At 70.8% G+C, this 20,120-nt stretch carries 12 protein-coding genes and 1 pseudogene; 11 read left to right on the top strand and 2 right to left on the bottom strand.

From position 1 onward, the window contains the following. Positions 1 to 55 precede the first annotated feature (55 nt). The gene (locus ACXKR8_RS44460) at positions 56 to 2,986 is read right to left on the bottom strand and encodes a carbohydrate-binding protein (RefSeq protein ID WP_458270215.1); all 2,931 of its coding nucleotides are present in this window, start codon (positions 2,984 to 2,986) and stop codon (positions 56 to 58) included. A 628-nt stretch (positions 2,987 to 3,614) separates the two neighbouring features. Here ACXKR8_RS44460 and ACXKR8_RS44455 point away from each other — a divergent pair. The 7 genes and pseudogenes from ACXKR8_RS44455 (at position 3,615) to ACXKR8_RS44425 (ending at position 13,108) form a co-directional block, all read left to right on the top strand. Further along, the gene (locus tag ACXKR8_RS44455) at positions 3,615 to 4,949 is read left to right on the top strand and encodes an ABC transporter substrate-binding protein (RefSeq protein ID WP_458270214.1); all 1,335 of its coding nucleotides are present in this window, start codon (positions 3,615 to 3,617) and stop codon (positions 4,947 to 4,949) included. A gap of 98 nt (positions 4,950 to 5,047) precedes the next feature. Then, positions 5,048 to 5,971: a carbohydrate ABC transporter permease gene (locus tag ACXKR8_RS44450; protein ID WP_458270213.1), complete on the top strand. Its 924-nt coding sequence runs from the start codon at positions 5,048 to 5,050 to the stop codon at positions 5,969 to 5,971. A gap of 163 nt (positions 5,972 to 6,134) precedes the next feature. After that, a complete protein-coding gene (locus ACXKR8_RS44445; RefSeq protein WP_458275240.1) occupies positions 6,135 to 6,992 on the top strand; it encodes a carbohydrate ABC transporter permease in 858 nt (285 codons plus the stop codon). Positions 6,993 to 7,066: 74 nt separating this feature from the next. Then, positions 7,067 to 8,764: a glycoside hydrolase family 13 protein gene (locus ACXKR8_RS44440; RefSeq protein WP_458270212.1), complete on the top strand. Its 1,698-nt coding sequence runs from the start codon at positions 7,067 to 7,069 to the stop codon at positions 8,762 to 8,764. Positions 8,765 to 8,856: 92 nt separating this feature from the next. Next, the gene (locus tag ACXKR8_RS44435) at positions 8,857 to 9,876 is read left to right on the top strand and encodes a S66 peptidase family protein (protein WP_458270211.1); all 1,020 of its coding nucleotides are present in this window, start codon (positions 8,857 to 8,859) and stop codon (positions 9,874 to 9,876) included. Next, positions 9,873 to 10,702 (top strand): annotated as a pseudogene (locus ACXKR8_RS44430) (TIGR02452 family protein). The gene ACXKR8_RS44435 and the pseudogene ACXKR8_RS44430 overlap by 4 nt, the downstream one beginning before the upstream one ends. Positions 10,703 to 10,894: 192 nt before the next feature. Next, positions 10,895 to 13,108, top strand: a complete 2,214-nt coding sequence (locus tag ACXKR8_RS44425) for an MMPL family transporter (RefSeq protein WP_458270209.1) — start codon at positions 10,895 to 10,897, stop codon at positions 13,106 to 13,108. On the opposite strand, the gene ACXKR8_RS44420 is transcribed toward ACXKR8_RS44425, so the two are convergent. Next, complete coding sequence (locus ACXKR8_RS44420) at positions 13,105 to 14,625, bottom strand: ankyrin repeat domain-containing protein (protein WP_458270208.1); 1,521 nt, start codon at positions 14,623 to 14,625, stop codon at positions 13,105 to 13,107. The genes ACXKR8_RS44425 and ACXKR8_RS44420 overlap by 4 nt on opposite strands. Positions 14,626 to 14,971: 346 nt before the next feature. Here ACXKR8_RS44420 and ACXKR8_RS44415 point away from each other — a divergent pair, with 346 nt between their 5' ends. From ACXKR8_RS44415 to ACXKR8_RS44400, 4 genes are all read left to right on the top strand, one after another. Beyond that, a complete protein-coding gene (locus ACXKR8_RS44415; protein ID WP_462100107.1) occupies positions 14,972 to 17,752 on the top strand; it encodes a discoidin domain-containing protein in 2,781 nt (926 codons plus the stop codon). Then, entirely contained in the window at positions 17,662 to 18,228 is a 567-nt protein-coding gene (locus tag ACXKR8_RS44410) for a fibronectin type III-like domain-contianing protein (protein WP_462100726.1), read from the top strand. Before ACXKR8_RS44415 ends, ACXKR8_RS44410 begins: the two co-directional genes overlap by 91 nt. A gap of 91 nt (positions 18,229 to 18,319) precedes the next feature. Continuing rightward, the gene (locus tag ACXKR8_RS44405) at positions 18,320 to 19,996 is read left to right on the top strand and encodes a serine/threonine-protein kinase (RefSeq protein ID WP_462100106.1); all 1,677 of its coding nucleotides are present in this window, start codon (positions 18,320 to 18,322) and stop codon (positions 19,994 to 19,996) included. Further along, positions 19,984 to 20,109: a hypothetical protein gene (locus tag ACXKR8_RS44400; RefSeq protein WP_462100105.1), complete on the top strand. Its 126-nt coding sequence runs from the start codon at positions 19,984 to 19,986 to the stop codon at positions 20,107 to 20,109. Before ACXKR8_RS44405 ends, ACXKR8_RS44400 begins: the two co-directional genes overlap by 13 nt. The last annotated feature ends 11 nt before the right edge of the window (positions 20,110 to 20,120 follow it).

The following is a 20,120-nucleotide window of genomic DNA, read 5'->3' as shown; positions in this document are numbered from 1 at the left end:
GCCGGAGCGGGTGCTGACGGTCAGTCAGCTGGCTTTCAGCAGTGGGTTGGTGGGCTCAGAATCCGCTGTCGCCGGCGCCGCGGACGATGGTGTAGTTGCCGGGGTTGTTCAGACCTCCCGACTTCGCTCCGGTGACGGTGACACCGGTGGCGGTCATGCTGCCGGTGACGTTGTTGATGTTGATGCCGTAGGTCCCGGCGCCGTTGATGGCGTCGTTGGTCAGCGCCAGGTTGCTGATCTGCTTGCCGTAGCTCAGCAGCAGGCCCTCATAGGTGCTGTTCAGCAGGGTGTTGCCGGTGACCGTCACCGGCTGGGTGATGTCCGAGTTGGCTGCGTAGATCCACAGCGCGCCCAGCGAGGAGCCCCAGTTGGAGTTGTAGGAGCCGGCCCGGACCAGGCTGTTGTTCAGCACCGAGGTCGGGCCGGTGAAGCCGCCGCCGAAGTCGGAGCCGATCTTGATGCCGCCGCCGAAGGCGACGATGTCGGAGACCTTGTTGTTCTGGACCGTGTTGCCGCCACCGCCGTAGACCCCGATGCCGTTGGCCTGGATCGGGTCGGCGACGGTGTTCCAGCCGACCACCGCGTTGGTGACATTGCCGCCCTCGGTGTCCAGGGCCACGCCGTCGTCACCGGTGTTGCGCACCACCGACTGCTCGACCCTGGTGTTGTCGCTGCCGCCGTGGACGTGGATGCCGTCGGCGAAGACGTCACGGATGCGTGCCCCCGCGATGTCCAGGCCGGTGCCGGGCACGGCCCAGATGCCGACCTTGGTGTGCTCGATCCACACGTCGGAGATCAGCGAACCGTTGTTGAAGGTGCCCTCGATGCCGGCCGCACCGCTGTCGTTGTTGCGGCTGGTCTGGTCGCCGAGGATGGACAGGTCGGCGATCTGGTTGGTGCCGCCGGTGGCGTAGAAGCCGCCCGCGCCGTTGACCGCGGTGGACTGGATGGTGGTGTACCACTCCCCCGCGCCGCGCACGGCAAGGCTGTTGAGGCTGATCCGGTCGGAGATGTCATAGGTTCCGGCCGGGAACCACAGCCCCTTGCCGGTGCCGGACAGCGCGGACATGGCGCTGTTGATGGCGGCGGTGTCGTCGGCCCCGCTGTTGGGGGTGACCCCGTAGCTGGTGACGGAGACGTAGTTGGCCGGCATCGTCAGCGCCGGGTCGACCTGCTCGGTGTCGACCGCGTCCAGGGTGTAGCTCGCGGCGGTGTCGGCGGCGTCCCGCTGGAACTTGAGCACCGTACCGGCCGGCCAGTTGCCGATCAGCGCCCGGGTCTCGTCGTAGAAGTGGTGCGCCGCACCGCTGCTGGGGCTGCGGGTGTCGTAGTAGCCGCCCCCGTACAGCCAGGAGTACTGGGTGGTCAGGTTGAGGTCCTGGACCTTGCTGCTGTTGGCGTAGAGGGAGAGCTTGGCGTTGGCGGTGGAGCCGTCGCTGTTGGCCGGGATCGAGTAGCGCAGCACGATCGAGTTGGCCGGCTTGGTGAGCGTGAGCTGCTCGTACTGCCCGGTGGCGGTCAGTTGCACGGCCTGGCGGGCGGTGGCCTCGGCCTGCAGGCTCGGGTAGGTGGTGCTGGCCGGCAGCACGGTGCCATTGGTCTGCACGGTGGTGGCGGTGTACTCGGTGTAGGGCACGGTCGCGCCCTGGGCCGCCAGCACGAGACCGCCGGTGACAGTGACGTTGTCAACGGCGATGTTGCCGCTGTCGCCCGAGGCGGTCTGCAGACCGACCAGGTTGAGGCCGGAGCGCAGCGTCACCGTGAAGGTGGCGGTCAGCCAGCCGCTGCCGGCCGGCAGGCTGCGCTGGCTGTCGCGGATGCCGTTGAGGTAGAGCGAGATGGTCTGCGCGGTGCCGGTGCTGTTGGTGTAGCGCAGCAGCACCGGGTAGCTGCCGGCCGAAGGGGTGTCAACGTCGATGACAGCCTGCGAGCCCTGGGCGGTGAACCCGGTGAGGTAGCCGCTGCCGGTGTAGCCGCTGGTTGTGCTGGCGGTGGCGGGTCCGCCGGAGACGAAGGCAGTCTCGGCCTCGTAGACCTGGCCCGAACCGGACGGCGGGGTCGCGGTCGCGGTGGGCGTGGGCGTCGGGGTGGGCGTAGGCGTGGGCGTCGGGGTGGGCGTGGGCGTGGAGACGGCGCCGACGGTGAGGTTGTCGAGGTTGACGTTGCCGGAGTCGGCGCTGTCGAAGCGGTAGGCGACGGTGTTGCTGCCCGCGTTGAGGGTGACGCTCTCGGCCTCGGTGCCCCAGGTGTTCCAGTCCGCCGTGGCCGGCAGCGCGATCTGCCGGAGCTTGGTGCCGTTGACATACAGCGACAGGGTCTTGGCGGAGCCGTTGCCGTTGGCGTAGCGAACGGTCACCGTCGCGCTTCCAGCAGACGCGGCGCTGACGGTGAAGGTGGTCGCCGCCGCGCCCTTGTTGCCGTCGGTGTAGCCGCCGACGAAGCCCGTCCCGGTGAAGCCGGAGTGGTCGGTCGCGATCGCGGTGCCGCCCGACAGAACGGCCGACTCGGCCTCGTACTGGCCGCTGGGGGGCGCGGTCGGGGTGGCGACGGTGAGGTTGTCCAGGTTGACGTTGCCGGAGTCGGCGCTGTCGAAGCGGTAGGCGACGGTGTTGCTGCCGGCCTTGAGGGTGACGCTCTCGGCCTCGGTGCCCCAGCTGTTCCAGTCCGCCGTGGCCGGCAGTGCGATCTGCCGCAGCTTCACACCGTTGACGTAGAGGGACAGCGACATGGCGGCGCCGGTGCCGTTGGCGTAGCGGAGGGTGGTCGTGGTGGTTCCGGCGGTGGCGGCGTTCACCGTGAAAGTGGTCGCGGCCAGGCCCTTGTCGGCGTCGGTGTAGCCGCCGACGAAACCTGATCCGGTGTAGCCGGTGTGGTCGGTGCCGATCACGGCGCCGCCGGACAGGGCGGCCGACTCGGCCTCGTAGGTGGTGGACGCCGCCGTGGCCGGCAGGGCAGTCCAGGCGGCGAGGCCGACCAGAAGGGCCATCAGGGCGAGCAGCGCACTCAGCCTGGGGGACGTACGACGCGGGGACGTACGACGGGAGGACGTGCGACGGGGGGATCGCAGACGCATGACTCGGCTCTCTGTGTGAGCGGGGCAGGGGGGTGGGACGGCTCGGTGAGTCGTCAGGACGGTAATAACGAGACCGGGGCAGCGCAAGCTCTCCGGCAGAGTTCGGCATTACTTTGCGAAGCTCATGACGCACTTGCGTGATCCGGGAGGTCGAGTTCGGTCCCATTGAGCTTGAGTGATGACATTATTTCCCTGCCGAGTTCATTTTTTGCAGATACGACAGTCCAAGCACTTGCAGATGAGCGCTTTGGGCGGTCATCGAGCCGGGCAGAGACCGGTGTATCGGCTTCCAGAACCCGTGACAGCCCACTCCGGCGACAATTCTGCAAGCAATCGTCTTCTTGCAAATCCCACGCACCATCTTGCGAGCAGCGTGACGCATCTGTACGTTGAGCCCACGCCGGATGACAGCGGGGTCTCCCCCGGATGTCCTGATCGTTTCCGACGGTGCGTCACCACCCTCCCTCCGCCTCCCTCACACACTCGGGAACCCACGATGATGACCAACGGGACGGGCGTCAGAGTCCGCAAGGCACTCGCGATGGCCCTCGCAGCAGGCTGCTGTCTCACCGCCGCGGCGTGCGGCAGCTCCAAGTCGGGCACGGCGGCCACCTCCGCCGACGGCATCACCACCATCACGGTGAACGACGAGCCCGCGAGCACCGACGCCGTCAACCGCAAGAACTTCCTCGCCGACATCGCCGCGTTCGAGGCGAAGAACCCCAAGATCAAGGTCATTCCGCACGAGGGTCAGATGGACCCCAAGACCTTCTCCGCCAAGATCGCGGGCGGCCAGCTGGAGAACGTCTTCTACACCTACTTCACCGACCCGGCCGGACTGATCGCCAAGCACCAGGCGCTCGACATCACCAGCTACCTGTCCGCCTTCCCGCAGGTGAAGACCATCAAGCCGCAGCTGATGAAGGTCTACTCGGACGCGTCCGGCAAGGTCTACGGCATCCCCCAGGGCAACTACTCGATGGGCCTGGTCTACAACCGCACCCTGTTCACCAAGGCCGGCCTGAACCCCGACTCCCCGCCCACCACCTGGGCCGACGTCCGTGCCGACGCCAAGAAGATCGCGGCCCTCGGCAACGGCATCGCCGGCTACGGCGACTACAGCAAGTCCAACACCGGCGGCTGGCACTTCACCGCGGAGATGTACTCGCTCGGCGGCGACGTAGCCAAGCAGGGCAGCGACGGCAAGTGGACCGCCGACTTCAACAACGACAAGGGCAAGCAGGTCCTGCAGCAGTTGCACGACATGCGCTGGGTCGACGACTCGATGGGCCAGAAGCAACTGCTGGAGTGGGCCGACCTGCTGCAGATGATGGGCGCGGGCAAGCTCGGGATGTACGTCGCCACCTCCGACAACATCCCCACCATCTCCAACCAGTACAAGGGCAACGCGGCGGACTACGGGCTCGGCCCGATCCCCGGCGGGGCCGGCACCCTGGCCGGCGGCGGCGGCTTCATGTTCAACCCCAAGGACACCCCCGCCCAGGTCAAGGCCGGTATCGCCTGGCTCAGCTACAAGTACCTGACACCGGGTCAGGGTGAGTACGACTACGCTCGCGCGGCCGCCGCCAAGCAGCCGGTCGGCCTGCCCGAGCCGGACCTGTGGACCGGCGCCGCCGAGGCGACCCGGACCAGCCTGGTGGCGGCCAACGCAACCGTGCCGGTGCAGAACTACCAGCCCTTCGTCACCGGCAACGCCAACGTCCCGCTGGACGTCGAGCCGCCGAACGCGCAGCAGCTCTACGCCGTCCTGGACACCGCGATGGCCCAGGTGCTGACCAACAAGAACGCGGACATCGACAAGCTGCTGTCGGACGCGGAGAAGCAGATCAACGCGATCCTCGCCACCGTCCAGTAGCCCCCGCAGGACTGCCCGGGCGGGCTGCGCGCAACGCTGCGGCCCGCCCGCCGACCCCTTCTGAGCCCCGTATCCCCAAGAGAGGCGCACCTACGCCCATGGCGACCACCACCGCGGGTCCGTCCCGCGACCTGCGCGCACAGCGCCGGGACCGACTGCGGCGCCGGCTCGCCGACAACGCCCTCGGCTACGGCTTCATGGCCGCGGCCATCCTCTGCTTCGCGGTGTTCTCCTGGTATCCGCTGGTCCGCGGGCTGATGCTGAGCTTCCAGCAGGACAACCTGGTCACCCCGCCGACCTGGGTCGGCCTGGAGAACTTCCGGCACCTGTTCGCCGACCCGCTGTTCCTGACCGCCTGGAAGAACACCTTTGAGTTCACCGGCCTGGCGCTGGTCTTCGGCTACCTGGTGCCCTTCGGCATCGCCGTGCTGCTGAACGAACTGCGGCACTTCAAGGGCTACTTCCGGGTGGTGGTCTACCTGCCGGTGATGCTGCCGCCGATCGTCAGCGTGATGGTCTGGCAGTTCTTCTACGACCCGGGCAACGGGCTGTTCAACACCCTGCTGCGGGGCGCGCACCTGCCCACCTCGCAGTGGGTGCAGTCCCCGCACATGGCGATGATCTCGCTGGTGCTGGTCTCCACCTGGTCCAACATGGGCGGCGCGACCATCATGTACCTGGCCGCGCTGCAGACCATCCCCGGCGAGCTGTACGAGGCCGCCGAGCTGGACGGGGCCGGGGTCTGGAAGCGGCTGCGCCATGTGACGCTGCCTCAGATGCGGTTCATCATGCTGGTGCTGCTGCTCCTGCAGATCGTCTCCACCATGCAGGTCTTCATCGAGCCGTTCCAACTGACCGGGTTCACCGACCCGTCCACCATCACCGTGATGACGCTGATCTACCGCTATGCCTTCGCCGTCAACAACGACTTCGGGCTGGCCGCGTCGATGAGCGTGATCCTGTTCGCGGTGCTCGCCGTGTTCTCCGCCTTCTATCTGCGGCTCACCCGCGAAACCGCCTGAGGGGCACGCCATGACCCTGCTGACCGAGCGCGCGCAGCCCGGCTCCGAACCCGCCGCCACCAGCGGCGAGACCGCCCTCACCACCCGTCGGCGCAACCGCCGAGACCGCCGCAACCGCCGCGCCGGCGAGCGCAATTCGGCGACCCGCAGCCTGATCTCCGACATGGAGCTGGCCCGCCCGCGGGCCCGGTTCCTCTACTTCCTCACCCTGAGCGGCACCATCGTGGTGTTCGCCGCGGCGTTCCTCTTCCCGCTCTACTGGATGATCACGGCGGCGCTGAAGACCCCGGCACAGATGGCCGACAACACCGTCGGAAGCCTGCTGCCGACCTCGTTCCACCTGTCCAACTACGCGGACGCCTGGAACCAGATGCACATCGCGCACTTCTTCCTCAACACCGTCTACTACGCGGCCGGGGGCTGGTTCGTGCAGATGGTCGTGGACGTCACCGCCGCCTACGCACTGTCCAAACTGCGGCCGGTGTTCGGCAAGGCGATCTTCGGGATGATGCTGGCCAGCCTGATGCTGCCGGCCACGGCCCTGCTGGTGCCGGCCTACCTCAACATCACCAGCCTGCCGTTCATCCACTTCAATCTGCTCAACTCGCCCTGGGCGCTCTGGCTTCCGGGCGCCGCCAACGCCTTCAACGTCTATGTGCTGAAGCGCTTCTTCGACCAGATCCCGGACGAACTGCTGGACGCCGCCGCCATCGACGGCGCCTCCCGGCTGCAGATCCTGCGCCGGATCATCCTTCCGCTGTCCCGTCCGGTCCTGGCGGTGATCTCGATCCTCTCGGTGATCGGGATGTGGAAGGACTTCCTCTGGCCGATGCTCGTGCTGCAGGACCCCGAGGCGCAGACCCTGTCCGTCGCCCTGCAGCGGCTCTCCGCCACCACCCAGGTCCCGCCGACCGAGATGGTCGCCGGGCTGGCCATCGCCTCGGTGCCGATGGTGATCGTGTTCCTGGTCTTCCAACGGCACATCCTGGCCGGCCTCTCCGCCGGGGCCGTCAAGGGCTGACCCCCCGCCGTCAGCTCGCTCCGAACCGCACGACCTCCGCTCACGCCACGTTCCCCGCAAGGAGATCCCCCGCCATGTCCGACGCTCCCCGCTCCGACGACGAGCACGCCGACCGCGTGCACACCGACGCCGCGACGGCATGGTGGCGCAACGCCGTCATCTACCAGGTCTACGTCCGCTCCTTCGCGGACGGCAACGGGGACGGCACCGGCGACCTCGCCGGCGTCCGCTCCAAGCTCCCCTACCTGGCCGAACTCGGCGTGGACGCGCTGTGGTTCAACCCCTGGTACGCCTCCCCGCTGGCCGACGCCGGCTATGACGTCGCCGACTACCGGGCCATCGACCCCCGCTTCGGCACCCTGGCCGAGGCCGAGCAACTGATCGGCGAAGCACATCAGTTGGGCCTGCGGGTGATCCTGGACATCGTCCCCAACCACAGCTCGGACCAGCACGAGTGGTTCCTCGAAGCACTGGCGGCCGGTCCGGGCGCCGAGGCCAGGGAGCTGTTCTGGTTCCGGCCCGGACGCGGCGAGCACGGCCAACTGCCGCCCAACAACTGGAAGTCGGTGTTCGGCGGCGACGCCTGGACCAGGACCGTCAACCCGGACGGCAGCCCCGGCGAGTGGTACCTGCACCTCTTCGCCTCCGAGCAGCCGGACCTCAACTGGGAGAACCCCAAGGTCCGCGAGGACTTCGAGGACGTACTGCGGTTCTGGTTCGACCGGGGCGTGGACGGGATCAGGATCGACTCCGCGACCATGCCCGCCAAGGACGCCGAGCTGCCCGACTTCGACGAGGCCGACCCGCCGTTCCCGCACCCCTTCGTGGACCGGGACGAGGTCCACGACATCTACCGGGCCTGGCGCGCCCTGGCCGACGGCTACACCGAGCCGCGGGCCCTGATCGGCGAGGTCTGGCTGGACCAGCCCGAGCGGCTGGCCGCGTACCTGCGTCCGGACGAGATGCACACCGCCTTCAACTTCGACTACCTCAACTGCGCCTGGGACGCCGACGAGCTGCGCCGGGTGATCACCGAGACGCTGGCCGCGCACGCCCCGGTCGACGCCCCGGCCACCTGGGTGCTGTCCAACCACGACGTCACCCGCCATGTCTCCCGCTACGGGCGCGCGGACACCTCGTTCGGGAACAGCGACCGGCAGTACCACGTCGCCACCGATCTGGAGCTGGGCACCCGGCGGGCCCGGGCGGCCACCCTGCTCAGCCTGGCGCTGCCCGGCTCCGCCTACCTCTACCAGGGCGAGGAGCTGGGCCTCTGGGAGGTCGACGACATCCCCGACGCGCTGCGGGACGATCCCTACTTCCACCGCACCAACGGAGAGGTGCTCGGCCGCGACGGCTGCCGGGTCCCGCTGCCGTGGTCGGGCGACCGGGCGCCGTTCGGCTTCAGCCCGGCCGGGGCGAGCGCCGCGCCGTGGCTGCCGCAGCCGGCCGAGTGGGCCGCGCTGACCGCGGCCGCGGAGCAGGGGGTGGCCGGCTCGATGCTGGAGCTCTACCGCACCGCCCTGCGGATCCGCCGCGAGCAGCATGCGCTGGGCGACGGATCGCTGGAGTGGCTGGACTCCCCGGCCGGAACGCTGGTGTTCCGCCGGGGCGAGGACCTGGTCTGCGCCGTCAACCTCACCGGACAGCCGGTCGGCCTCGCCGTGCCTGGCGAGCTGCTGCTGTCCAGCGGTGGTGACGGGCTCGACGGCGCAGACTGGGGCGGCGAACTGGCGGCGAACACCGCGGTGTGGCTGCGCACCACCGGCTGAAAACGGGGGGTGGCGGGGCGGAGGTCTGGCCCGATGGGTGGGCCTCCGGCCGGTACGGTGGGGCGTCGTCATGATCGCGAGGAGTTGACGCTGTGTCCGCCGCCGCCGCCGTACCTGCCGCCCCGTCCGCCGCGGTGTCCGCGTTGATCCGTCCGCCGCGGCTCCGGGCCGGGGACCGGGTGGCCGTGGTCGCGCCCAGTGGGCCGGTGCGGCCGGACCGGCTGGAGCGCGGGGTGGAGCTGCTCCGCTCCTGGGGGCTGCGGGTCGAGGTGCTGCCGCACGTCCTGGCCGGGCACCCGGAGCTGTCGTACCTGGCCGCGACCGACCAGCAGCGGGCCGCCGACCTGCAGCGGGCCTGGCTGGATCCCGACGTCGCCGCAGTGGTCTGCGCCCGCGGCGGCTACGGCGCGCAACGGGTGGTCGACCTGCTCGACTGGACCGCGATGGCCGCCGCCGCGCCAAAACCGCTGGTCGGCTACAGCGACGTCACGGCGCTGCACGAGGCGCTGGCGGTCCGGCTCGGGCTGGCCTCACTGCACGGGCCGATGGCCGCGGCTGAGGTCTTCAGCTCCGACCCGGCGACGGCCGAGCACCTGCGGCTCACCCTCTTCGAACCGGAACGGGTGCGCCGGCTCACCTCGCCCACCGCCGAATGCCTGCTCCCCGGCCGGGCGGCGGGGGTCACCGCAGGCGGCTGCCTCACCCTCCTCGCCGCCGACCGGGGCACCCCGTACGCGCGGGCCGGCTTCGCGGGCGCGATCCTGCTGCTCGAGGACATCGACGAGGACCTCTACGCACTCGACCGGATGCTCACCCAACTGCTGCGGTCCGGCGCGTTGGACGGGGTGGCCGGCATCGTCCTCGGCTCCTGGCAGGACTGCCGCCCCTCGCTCACCGCCATCCACACGCTGATGCGCGAACGGCTGGCTCCGCTCGGTGTCCCCATGCTCGGAGAGCTCGGTTTCGGCCACGGCCCGAGCAGCCTCACCGTCCCGCTCGGCCTCCCGGCCGTCCTGGACGCGGACGCGGGCACCCTCACCCTGGACGTGCCGGCGCTGGCCGAGCAATCCGCTCGCTCGAGCCGAGCGGACTGCTCTACCGTCCCCCTATGAGCAGCAGACTGCACGCCGTCGCGGCGGAGAACGAACGTATCGCCGCCGAGGGCGGCTACACCGCCGCTGACGGTACGTCGGTCGCGGTCGGTGCGGCGCTGGCGGCCGCGGCCGACGGGACCCTGTGCCACCAGCCGGAGGAACCGCTCCCACCGAGTCAGGCGGGAAAAGCGGCGGCCGGCCGCATCCGGATCGAGGTCACCGCCGAAGGCAGTCTGCAGGCCGCCCGGCGGCTCTGCGCCGCCGGTCCAGGCGAGGTCGCGGTGCTCAACTTCGCCTCGGCCCGCAACGCCGGCGGCGGCTACCTGCGCGGAGCGAAGGCGCAGGAGGAGGATCTCTGCCGTCAGGCCCTGCTCTACAGCTGCCTGGTCCGCGCACCCGAGTACTACGCCGCGCACCGCGCCTCGGACGACCTGCTCTACAGCGACCGGGTGATCTGGTCCCGCGGGTACCGGTGCACCGGGGCGACCACGGGGCGCTGCTGGCGAAACCGTTCCTGGTCTCCTTCCTGACCAGCCCGGCCCCCAACGCGGGCCAGGTGCTGCGCCGCGACCCGGCCGCCGCCCCGCGCGTGGAGACCGCGTTGCGGCGCCGAGCCGGACGGGTGCTCGCGGTCGCCGCGCACCACGGCGTGCGGCGGCTGGTGCTGGGGGCGTGGGGCTGCGGAGTGTTCGCCAACGACCCGGCGGCGGTGGCGCGGGCCTTCCACCGGCAGCTCCACGGCGCCGACTTCGCCGGGGTCTTCGACGAGGTGGCCTTCGCCGTCTGGGACCGCACGACGCCCTCCGTCAACAGGGAGGCGTTCCACCAGCAGTTCGCGGAGTGAGCACTGCTCCGGGACCTGAGCACCGCTCCACAACGTGAGCACCGATCGGGGCAACATCGCGGGCGCCGGATGGCGACTGAGGCGATAGTGGGAGAAATCGGCCTTTATGTCCGGCGAACCTGACCCTCCTGCTCTGGCGAAACGTCACTGCGCCTGGGGCGACGGCCAGTCGCCCCAGAGTTCGGAGAGACCTTGTCCACCTATCTCTTCCGCTTGGCCCAGTGGGCGTTCCGCCGGCGCCGCCTGGTCCTGAGCCTCTGGCTGCTCGCCGCGATCGTCGCCGTCGTCCTCGCGACCGCGAGCGGAGGCAAGACCAACGACACCTTCAGCATCCCCGGAACGGAGTCGCAGCAGGCCGCCGACCTGCTCACCAAGAAGCTCCCGGCACTCAGCGGTGGACAGTCCCAGATCGTCTTCGCCACCAGGGGCAGCACCAAGGTCACCGATCCGGCCTACAAGGCCGGGATCGAGGCCTCGATCGCCAAGCTGCGCACCGTGCCGCAGCTCGCCTCGGTCTCGGACCCCTTCGTGGCCAAGACCGTCTCCACGGACGGTCATGTGGCGCTCAGTTCGGTCCAGTACACGGCGCCGGCCACGGACGTCAAGGACGCCACCCTGGACGCGGTGAAGGCGGCCGTGGTGCCGGCCCAGGACGCCGGAGTGCAGGTGGCCTACTCCGGCAGCGCCTACCCCGGATGGCGCACCACGCCCTCGGAGGCTCCCGAGCTGGTCGGCCTGATCATCGCGTTCTTCATCCTGCTGATCACCTTCGGCGCCTTCGTGGCCGCCGGGCTGCCAATCCTCACCGCCATCATCGGTGTGATCATCACTCTGATGGGGGTGACCGCACTCGCCTCGGTGATGAACATCGCCTCGGCCTCCACCACCGTCGCACTGATGCTCGGACTGTCCTGCGGCATCGACTACGGTCTGTTCATCCTCTCCCGGCACCGCAACAACCTGCTGATCGGGATGACGGTCGAGGAGGCGGCGACCCGGGCCGCGGGCACGGCCGGCAGCTCGGTGGTCTTCGCCGCCCTGACCGTGATCATCGCGCTGTGCGGACTGTCCGTCGTCGGCATCCCCTTCCTCAGCGTGATGGGCTTCGCCGCGGCGGCTGCCGTGCTGGTCGCCCTGCTGATCGCGCTGACCCTGCTGCCGGCCATGCTCGGCTTCGCCGGGACCAAGGTGGCCCGCTTCATCAGCTCCCCGCTGCGGCCGGGCCACCACGAGAAGGTGGCCCAGACCGCCGCCAACGAGCCCGAGCAGACCTTCGGCGCCGCCTGGGGCCGCTTCGTGGTGCGCTTCCGGATCCCGGTGCTGGTGATCGGCGTCGGCATCCTGCTGGTCCTGGCGATTCCGCTGGCAAGCCTGCAGCTCGGCCTGCCCAGCGGCTCGTCCAAGCCCAAGTCCGACACCCAGCGCATCGCCTACGACCTCACCACCAACGGCTTCGGCGCCGGCTTCAACGGGCCGCTGCTGGTGGTCGCCGACAACATCAACGACAAGGCCGCGGTGCAGACCATGGCCGACGTGCTGGCCAAGGAGCCCAACGTCGCCGCCGCGACCACGGCCGCGACCGCCAACGGCATCGCGGTGATCCGGGTCATCCCCAAGACCGGCCCCAACGACCAGGACACCGCCCACCTGGTGCACAGCCTGCGCAACGACCGGACCAGGATCGAGGGCGGCTCCGGCGCGCGCATCCTGGTCGGCGGCACCACCGCCTCCAACATCGACGTCTCCTCCAAGCTCTCCAGCGCGCTGCCGGTGTTCCTGGTGGTCGTGGTCGGCCTGGCGATCCTGCTGCTGACCTTCGCCTTCCGCACCGTGCTGGTGCCGATCAAGTCGGTGATCGGCTTCCTGCTCTCGGTCGCCGCGGCCTTCGGCGCCCAGGTCGCCATCTTCCAGTGGGGCTGGGGCAAGCACCTGTTCGGGATCACTCCGAGCGAGACCATCAGCTTCCTGCCGATCCTGATGCTCGCCATCATCTTCGGCCTCTCCAGCGACTACGAGGTCTTTGTGGTCTCCCGGATCAAGGAGGACTACACCCACACCGGCGACGCCCGCGGCGCGGTCGAACGCGGCACCGGCCAGGCGGCACGCGTGGTCACCGCGGCCGCGCTGATCATGTTCGCCATCTTCGTCGCCTTCATGACCGCACCCGACCCCACCATCAAGGCCATCGGCTTCAGCTTCGCGGCCGGCGTGTTCCTGGACGCCTTCGTGGTCCGGCTGACCCTGGTGCCCGCCGTCATGGCGATCGTCCAGTCCAAGCTCTGGTACCACCCGCAGTGGTTCGCCAAGTACGTCCCCGACCCCGACATCGAAGGCGCCAAGCTGGAACAGCGGCTGTCCACGACACCGCCGCCGCCCTCCAGCGGAGAGAAGGCCCCGGTCAGCTAGCCGGGTCCTGGATCCTCGCGGGCCTGCTCCACCTCGCGGGCCCGCTCCAGCACCGCGGCGGCTTCCGGGCGGCCGAGGTGCCGGGCCCAGCCCAGGGCGGTGTCGTCGAAGCGCCGGTCCCGGAGCGAGGGGTCGGCGCCGAGGGCCAGCAGCAGCCGGACCGCCGCCACGTCACCGCCCGCGACGGCGGTGTGCAGCGCCGTCTCCCAGGGCTGGTCGGACGGGATGTCGCTGCGGCCCCGGGCATTGACGTCGAAGCCGAGCCCGGCGAGCAGTCGGAGCGCGCCGGGGGCGCCGTGGGCCGCCGCCCAGACCATCGCGGACGGTCGGGCGGCCCGCGCCTCCGCGGCCACGGCGGGGTGGCTCGCGCACAACGCGGCGACCTCCGTCGCGTCCCCGGCCAGCGCCGCCCCGAGCAGCGCGTCCACCGGGTCCGCGGCGGGGGCCTCGGCGCCGAGGGCCAGCAGCTGGGCGAGCAGTTCCGGATCGCCGTTGCGGCGGGCCCGCTCGGCGGGGGTGCGGCCGTCCGCGAGGGGTGCCCGGACGTCGACGCCGTGCTCGGCGAGCAGCCGCACCCGCTCCCCCAGCTTGTGGTCCACGGCCCAGCCGAGCTGAGTGCGCAGCTGCTGCTGCGGGGTGTCCAGGGCGGCGCCGAGCCGGGCCTTCCAGATGCCTCCGTCGCCCTGGCCGAGCCCGTACCCGAACAGCAGCCGCAGATGGTCGTCGTCCGGGCCGAACATCCGGTTGTAGAGGGCCTGGCCGTCGGCCGGATCCGCTCCCGCGTCCAGCAGCAGCCGGGCCAGCGCGAGCGAGTCGGGGTGCCGGGGTTGGCGTTCCGACCCCTGCTCGCCCTCGCCGAAAGCGCCGGTGAGCAGGGTGAACGGGGTGGGCAGGCCGTGCCAGAGGTAGCCCTCGTGCGGGTCGGCCCCAGCGGCGAGCAGCAGCCGGGCGGCCTGCACCGCGGCTCCGGCGGGTGTCCCCAATCGGGAGTAGACCAGCTGGAACAGCGGCGTCCAGCCGTGCGGGCCGCCGTGCCGTACCGCCGTGGCCGGGTCCGCGGCGAGGTGGCGGCGCAGCGCGGGCACGTCCGCCGCGGCCGCCGCGGCCCAGGGGTCGGCGTCGACCAGGGACGGGTCCTCCGCGAGCAGCCGGGCTGCCTCGGCCCAGCGCTCCGGGCCGTCGGTGTCGGTGTAACTGAGGCAGGCGAGCCGGGCGAAGCGGTCGGCGGGCCGCCCGTCCGCGTCCTCGGCCGGATCCCAGCGGTGCCGGGCGACGGTGTCCAGGTGGTGCTTGAGCCGGGGCCAGCCGGCGAAGCCGTGCTCGCGGGCGACGACCAGCTGGGCCGAGCTGAGCGCGAACCCGGCGTCGGCGGACAGGCCCTGGGCCCGGACCCGGCGGCCCGCCTCGGGGTCGCCGCCGCGGACGGCGCGCTGCAGCGTACGGGCCTGGCCGCGGAGGTGCTCCAGGTCGGGGTTCTGCGGCAGGCGGGGGCGGGCGGAAGCGGGATCGGTCGGCACAGCGGCCTCCTCTCGTCATGCCTGCTGTCCGCGTGGTCAGGCCGAAAGGAGTGCGGGAGCCGTACGCACAGGTGATCGCCGGATGGGCTGCGCCCTTCCCGCGGACCGGGGGCGCTCCGAGACGCCGCCTTCGACGATATCCCCCGCGCCACCGGCGGACAACGGACCGGGTTCCGGAAACGGTAAGGACGCTTGACATGGTGGTAACAAGCAAGCAACCTCAGAAGGATCTGAGAGAGCGCTCTCAGGAGCCCGGGTGACCCAGTAACAGCTGCGTGCCACCCGTGAAATGAGCCCCCGTCAGGGAGAGGCAGTTTCGATGACGCACCTACGCCACCCAGTCCCCGTGCACCCCGGAACCAGTCGACCCTGGCGCGCGCTGGCAGCGCTCCTCGGGGTGCTGCTGCTCGCCGCCCTGCTGGTGGCCCCGCGCGGGGCCTCGGCCGCCGCGCCGGTGCTGCTCTCCCAGGGCAAGCCGGCCACCGCCTCCTCCACCGAGAACGCCACCTACCCGGCCTCCGCGGCCGTCGACGGCAACACCACCGGCACCCGCTGGTCCTCGGCCTTCAGCGACCCGCAGTGGCTCCAGGTCGACCTCGGCTCCAGCCAGAGCATCAGCCAGGTGGTGCTGACCTGGGAGACCGCCGCCGCCAAGGCGTTCCAGATCCAGACCTCCACCGACGGCACCACCTGGACCTCCATCTACTCCACCACCGCGGGACCCGGCGGCACCCAGACCCTGAACGTCACCGGCACCGGCCGCTACGTCCGGATGTACGGGACCGCCAGGACCACCGCCTACGGCTACTCGCTCTGGGAGTTCCAGGTCTACGGCGGCGGCACCGTTCCCACCACCTGCGGAAACGCCGACGTCGCGCAGGGGCACCCAGCGACTGCCTCCTCCACCGAGAAGGACACCACCCCCGCCTCCGCGGCCGTCGACGGCGACGGCGGCACCCGGTGGTCCTCGGCCTTCAGCGACCCGCAGTGGCTCCAGGTGGACCTCGGCTCCAGCCAGACCGTCTGCGGCGTCCAACTCGCCTGGGAGGCCGCCTACGCCAAGGCCTACCAGGTCCAGATCTCGGCCGACGGAACCAACTGGACCTCGATCTACTCCACCACCAACGGGGCCGGCGGCACCGAGAACCTCACCGTCAGCGGCACCGGCCGCTACCTCCGCGTGTACGGGACCGTCCGCGGCACCGCCTACGGCTACTCGCTGTGGACGCTGGCCGTGTTCACCCCCGGCAACAACAGCACCCCGCCCGGCTGCCCCTGGGTGGGCTCCACCGCTCCGGTCGCCGACCGGGTGTCCCAGCTGCTCGGGCAGATGACGCAGGCCCAGAAGGTCTCCATGCTGCACGGGGGCGGCAGCTCGCCCTATGTCGGCAACGTCAGCGCCATCCCCTCGCTCTGCATCCCCCAACTGACCCTGCACGACGGGCCGGAGGGGGTCGGCGACGGCTTCACCGGTGTCACCCAGCTGCCGGCCCCGGTGGCCGCGGCGGCGACCTGGGACACCTCGCTGGAGAAGCAGTACGGCTCGGTCGCCGGCAATGAGTTCGCCGGGAAGGGCGTGTCCGTGGGCCTCGGCCCGACGCTCAACATCGACCGCGACCCGCGCTGGGGCCGGGCCTTCGAGACCTTCAGCGAGGACCCCTACCTGACCGCGCAGATGGCCACCGCCGACATCCAGGGCATCCAGAGCCAGGGTGTGATGGCGCAGGCCAAGCATGTCGCCGTCTACAACCAGGAGACCAACCGCAACACGCCGGCCGACAACGCCGTGATCGACACCCGCACCCTGCAGGAGATCTACCTGCCCGCCTTCCAGGCCGCCGTCAGCAAGGGCGCCGCGGCGTCGGTGATGTGCGCCTACAGCAGTGTCAACGGCGTTTACGCCTGCCAGAACCCCTATCTGCTGAACACCGCCCTCTACCAGCAGGCCGGCTTCGGCGGCTTCGTCACCTCCGACTGGGGCGCCACCCATGCCACCGCCGCCTCCGCCAACGCGGGGATGACGATGGAGATGCCGGGCAGCGACTACTTCGGCGCGGCGCTCACCAGCGCCCTGTCGGCCGGCACGGTCACCCAGGCCACCCTGAACACCATGGTCGGCCGGGTGCTGACGCAGATGTTCGCGTTCGGGCTGTTCGACAAGGCTCCCAGCGGCTCCTCCGGCGCGAACGTCACCACCGCCGCGCACCAGGCGACCGGCACCCAGGTCGCCCAGCAGGGCACGGTGCTGCTGAAGAACTCCGGCGTGCTGCCGCTGTCGACCAGCACCACCAAGTCCATCGCTGTCATCGGCAGTGACGGCAGCTCAGGCGTGCTCAGCGTGGGCGGCGGCAGCGCCGGCGTCACCAGCTCGGGTACGGTCACCCCGCTGACGGGCATTCAGAACCGGGCCGGCTCCGGGGTCAGCGTCCAGTACAACGACGGCAGCAACCCGACCACGGCGGCCACCCTGGCCAAGTCCTCGGACGTGGCCATCGTCTTCGCCAGCTACGGCGAGAGCGAGGGCAGCGACATCGGCAGCATCGACCTGCCGGGCAATCTCAACACCCTGATCACCCAGGTCGCGGCGGCCAACCCGAAGACGATCGTGGTGCTGAACACCGGCTCCGCGGTCACCATGCCCTGGGTCAACCAGGTCTCGGCGGTAATGGAGAACTGGTACGCCGGACAGGGCGTCGGCACCGCGCTGGCCGGCCTGATCTTCGGCGACGCCGACTTCTCCGGCAAGCTGCCGATCACCTTCCCGCAGAGCCTGGCCGACGTCCCGGCCGCCTCCGCCGCCCAGTTCCCGGGCACCGGCGGCACGGTCCAGTACTCCGAAGGGCTGGACGTCGGCTACCGCTGGTACGACGCCAAGAACAAGACCCGCTGTTCCCGTTCGGCTTCGGCCTCTCCTACACCAGCTTCGGGTTCTCCGGGCTCCAGGTGGGCACCCCCGACGCGGCCGGGAACGTCACGGTCAACGCCACTGTCACCAACACCGGCACCCGTGAGGGCGCCGAGGTCGCCCAGCTCTACCTGGGCGATCCGGCCTCGACCGGCGAGCCCGCGAAGCAGCTCAAGGGCTTCCAGCGGGTGGACCTGCAGCCGGGCGCCAGCCAGCAGGTGAGCTTCGCGCTCACCGCGCACGACCTGGCGTACTGGAACACCACCAGTAGCAACTGGACCGCGGCGAGCGGCGCGTACCAGGTCTCGGTCGGCGACTCCTCCCGCAGCCTGCCGCTGACCGGCTCGTTCACCCTGGGCAGCACGATCAGCCCGGCAGCGGTCGGGGGCGCCTCCGCGGCGACGGTCGGGGGCGCTTCCGCGGCAGCGGCGTCGGCGTCGGCGTCGGCCGGAGTCACCGTCAGCAACCCGCACGGGATGAGCAGCAGGGCGCACACCGCGGCCCGGCTGGCCGTCGGCGCCACCGGCAGCGGGGTCACCTTCACCGCCGCCGGGCTGCCGGCCGGACTGTCCATCAGCAAGGCCGGTGTGATCACCGGAACCGCCACCACCCCCGGCACCAGCACGGTCGCTGTCACTGCCACTGACAGCACCGGCGTCAGCGCCACGGCCTCCTTCGTCTGGACCGTCGTCAACTGACCGCAGCCGCCAGCCTGGAGAACAGGCCTGAAGAACAGGACGGACTCGCCTATGGACTGAGCCGGATCCCGTATACGGGATGATGCTCGACATGAGCAACGGGAACGGGGACGGTAGCGGCCGGCTTGTCGCCGGTCGCTACCGCCTGCTGTCGCGGCTGGGACGTGGCGGCATGGGAACGGTGTGGCGCGCCGAGGACGAACTGCTGAACCGCCAGGTCGCCGTGAAGGAGGTGCACCTGCGCGGGGACCGTTCGGCCGAGGAGGGCGAGCAGCAGCGCAACCGCACCCTGCGCGAGGCCCGCGCCGTCGCCCAGGTCCGGCACCCCTCGGTGGTCGGCATCCACGACGTGGTGGAGCAGGACGGCGAGCCGTGGATCGTGATGGAGCTGATCGACGGCACCACCCTCGGCGCCCGGCTCGCGGCCGAGGGCCCGCTGCAGCCGGAGGAGGCGGCGTCCATCGGCCTGGCCGTGCTGTCCGCGCTGGAGGCGGCGCACAGCCGCGGGGTGCTGCACCGCGACGTCAAGCCCGACAACGTCCTGCTGGAGCGGGAGACCGGCCGGGTCGTACTGACCGACTTCGGCATCGCCCGGCTGGACGGCAGCGTCACCCTGACCGAGGCCGGCGCCTTCCTCGGCTCGCCGGAGTTCACCGCCCCCGAGCGGACCGCGGGCGGCGAGGCGGGGCCCGAGTCCGACCTGTGGTCGGTGGGGGTCCTGCTGTGCGCGGCGCTGGAGGGGCGCTCACCGTTCCGCCGTGACTCCATGTCAGGAGTGCTGTACGCGGTGCTGTACGAGGACATCGTCCTCCCGGCGAGCGCGGAACCGCTGGCGGACGTGGTGCGCGGGCTGCTGCAGCGCGACCCGGCCCGGCGGATGACGGCGGTGCAGGCGTCCTGGCTGCTCACGGACCATCTGGAGCGGGGATCCCTCGGCGTCTCGCCGACGGCGGACACGTTGCGGGCGGCGCCGCGGACGCTGCTGACGGCGGCGGAGGGCGCTCCGGCGCAGGTGGGGGGCGGTCCGGCGGGGGCCGGGGACGGTCCGGCGGGGGCGGGAGTACCGGCGGGGGTGCCGGTCCAGGCTCCTTCGCGGGCCACCGTCCAGGCCCCGCCGCAGGTCCCGGAGTCGTCGCCGGAATCGTCGCCGGTCCGGGAGCCGGAACACGGCGGGGGCCGTTGGAGGCCCCTGCTGCTGGGGGTGGCGGTGGTCGTCGTCGCCGGGGTACTGGCGGCCGGCGGCGTGCTGCTGGTCAGGCACAACACGGGCGCCGAGGTCCACGCGGCGGGCGGGCCGACGAGCAGTACCGCCTCGGCTCCGCCGTCGACACCCGCCTCCGACTCCGCATCGGCATCGGCCTCCGCATCGGTCACAGCGAGCCCGACGACGGCCACCCCGACCTCCTCGGCCTCCCCGATCACCGTCGCCGTCCCGGCGGGCTACACCTTCCGGCACGATCCGAAGGGGTTCTCGCTCGCGGTGCCAGACGGCTGGGGGCGCAGCATCGGCGCCGGGGGCGGATCTTCTACATCTCCCCCGACAAGAAGTACCGGATCGGCATCCACCCGCCCGAGGGCGTGTCGCCGAACGGCGTGCTGGCGACCCTGCAGGGCCAGGACGCCACCGGCCCCAAGGACTATCCCGGCTTCCAGAAGGACCTGGTCCAGCAGACCTCGTTCCACAACACCAATGACGCCGCCGTCATGCAGTGGACCTGGAACGGCTACACCACCGACCCCTGGGGTCAGCGCACGGTGCAGGACCTGAGCTGGACCGAGGGCGACCGGACCTACGACTTCTGGATCTCCGCGCCGACCGGCGACATCGCCGCCAACCGCTACTACCAGATCGTCTCGTCGACCTTCCACACTGGCCGGTGAAGCCAACTCAC

It is taken from the genome of Streptacidiphilus sp. PAMC 29251 (genome assembly GCF_054208735.2).
Note: the sequence above shows the minus strand (reverse complement) of the source record. Positions and strands in the feature narration are given on the sequence as shown.

Coding starts and splice junctions, on each gene's coding strand:
- ACXKR8_RS44440 (WP_458270212.1), top strand. CDS start 7,067: ATGTCCGACGCTCCCCGCTCCGACGACGAGCACGCCGACCGCGTGCAC.
- ACXKR8_RS44455 (WP_458270214.1), top strand. CDS start 3,615: ATGGCCCTCGCAGCAGGCTGCTGTCTCACCGCCGCGGCGTGCGGCAGC.
- ACXKR8_RS44450 (WP_458270213.1), top strand. CDS start 5,048: ATGGCGACCACCACCGCGGGTCCGTCCCGCGACCTGCGCGCACAGCGC.
- ACXKR8_RS44445 (WP_458275240.1), top strand. CDS start 6,135: ATGGAGCTGGCCCGCCCGCGGGCCCGGTTCCTCTACTTCCTCACCCTG.
- ACXKR8_RS44405 (WP_462100106.1), top strand. CDS start 18,320: ATGAGCAACGGGAACGGGGACGGTAGCGGCCGGCTTGTCGCCGGTCGC.
- ACXKR8_RS44460 (WP_458270215.1), bottom strand. CDS start 2,986: ATGGCCCTTCTGGTCGGCCTCGCCGCCTGGACTGCCCTGCCGGCCACG.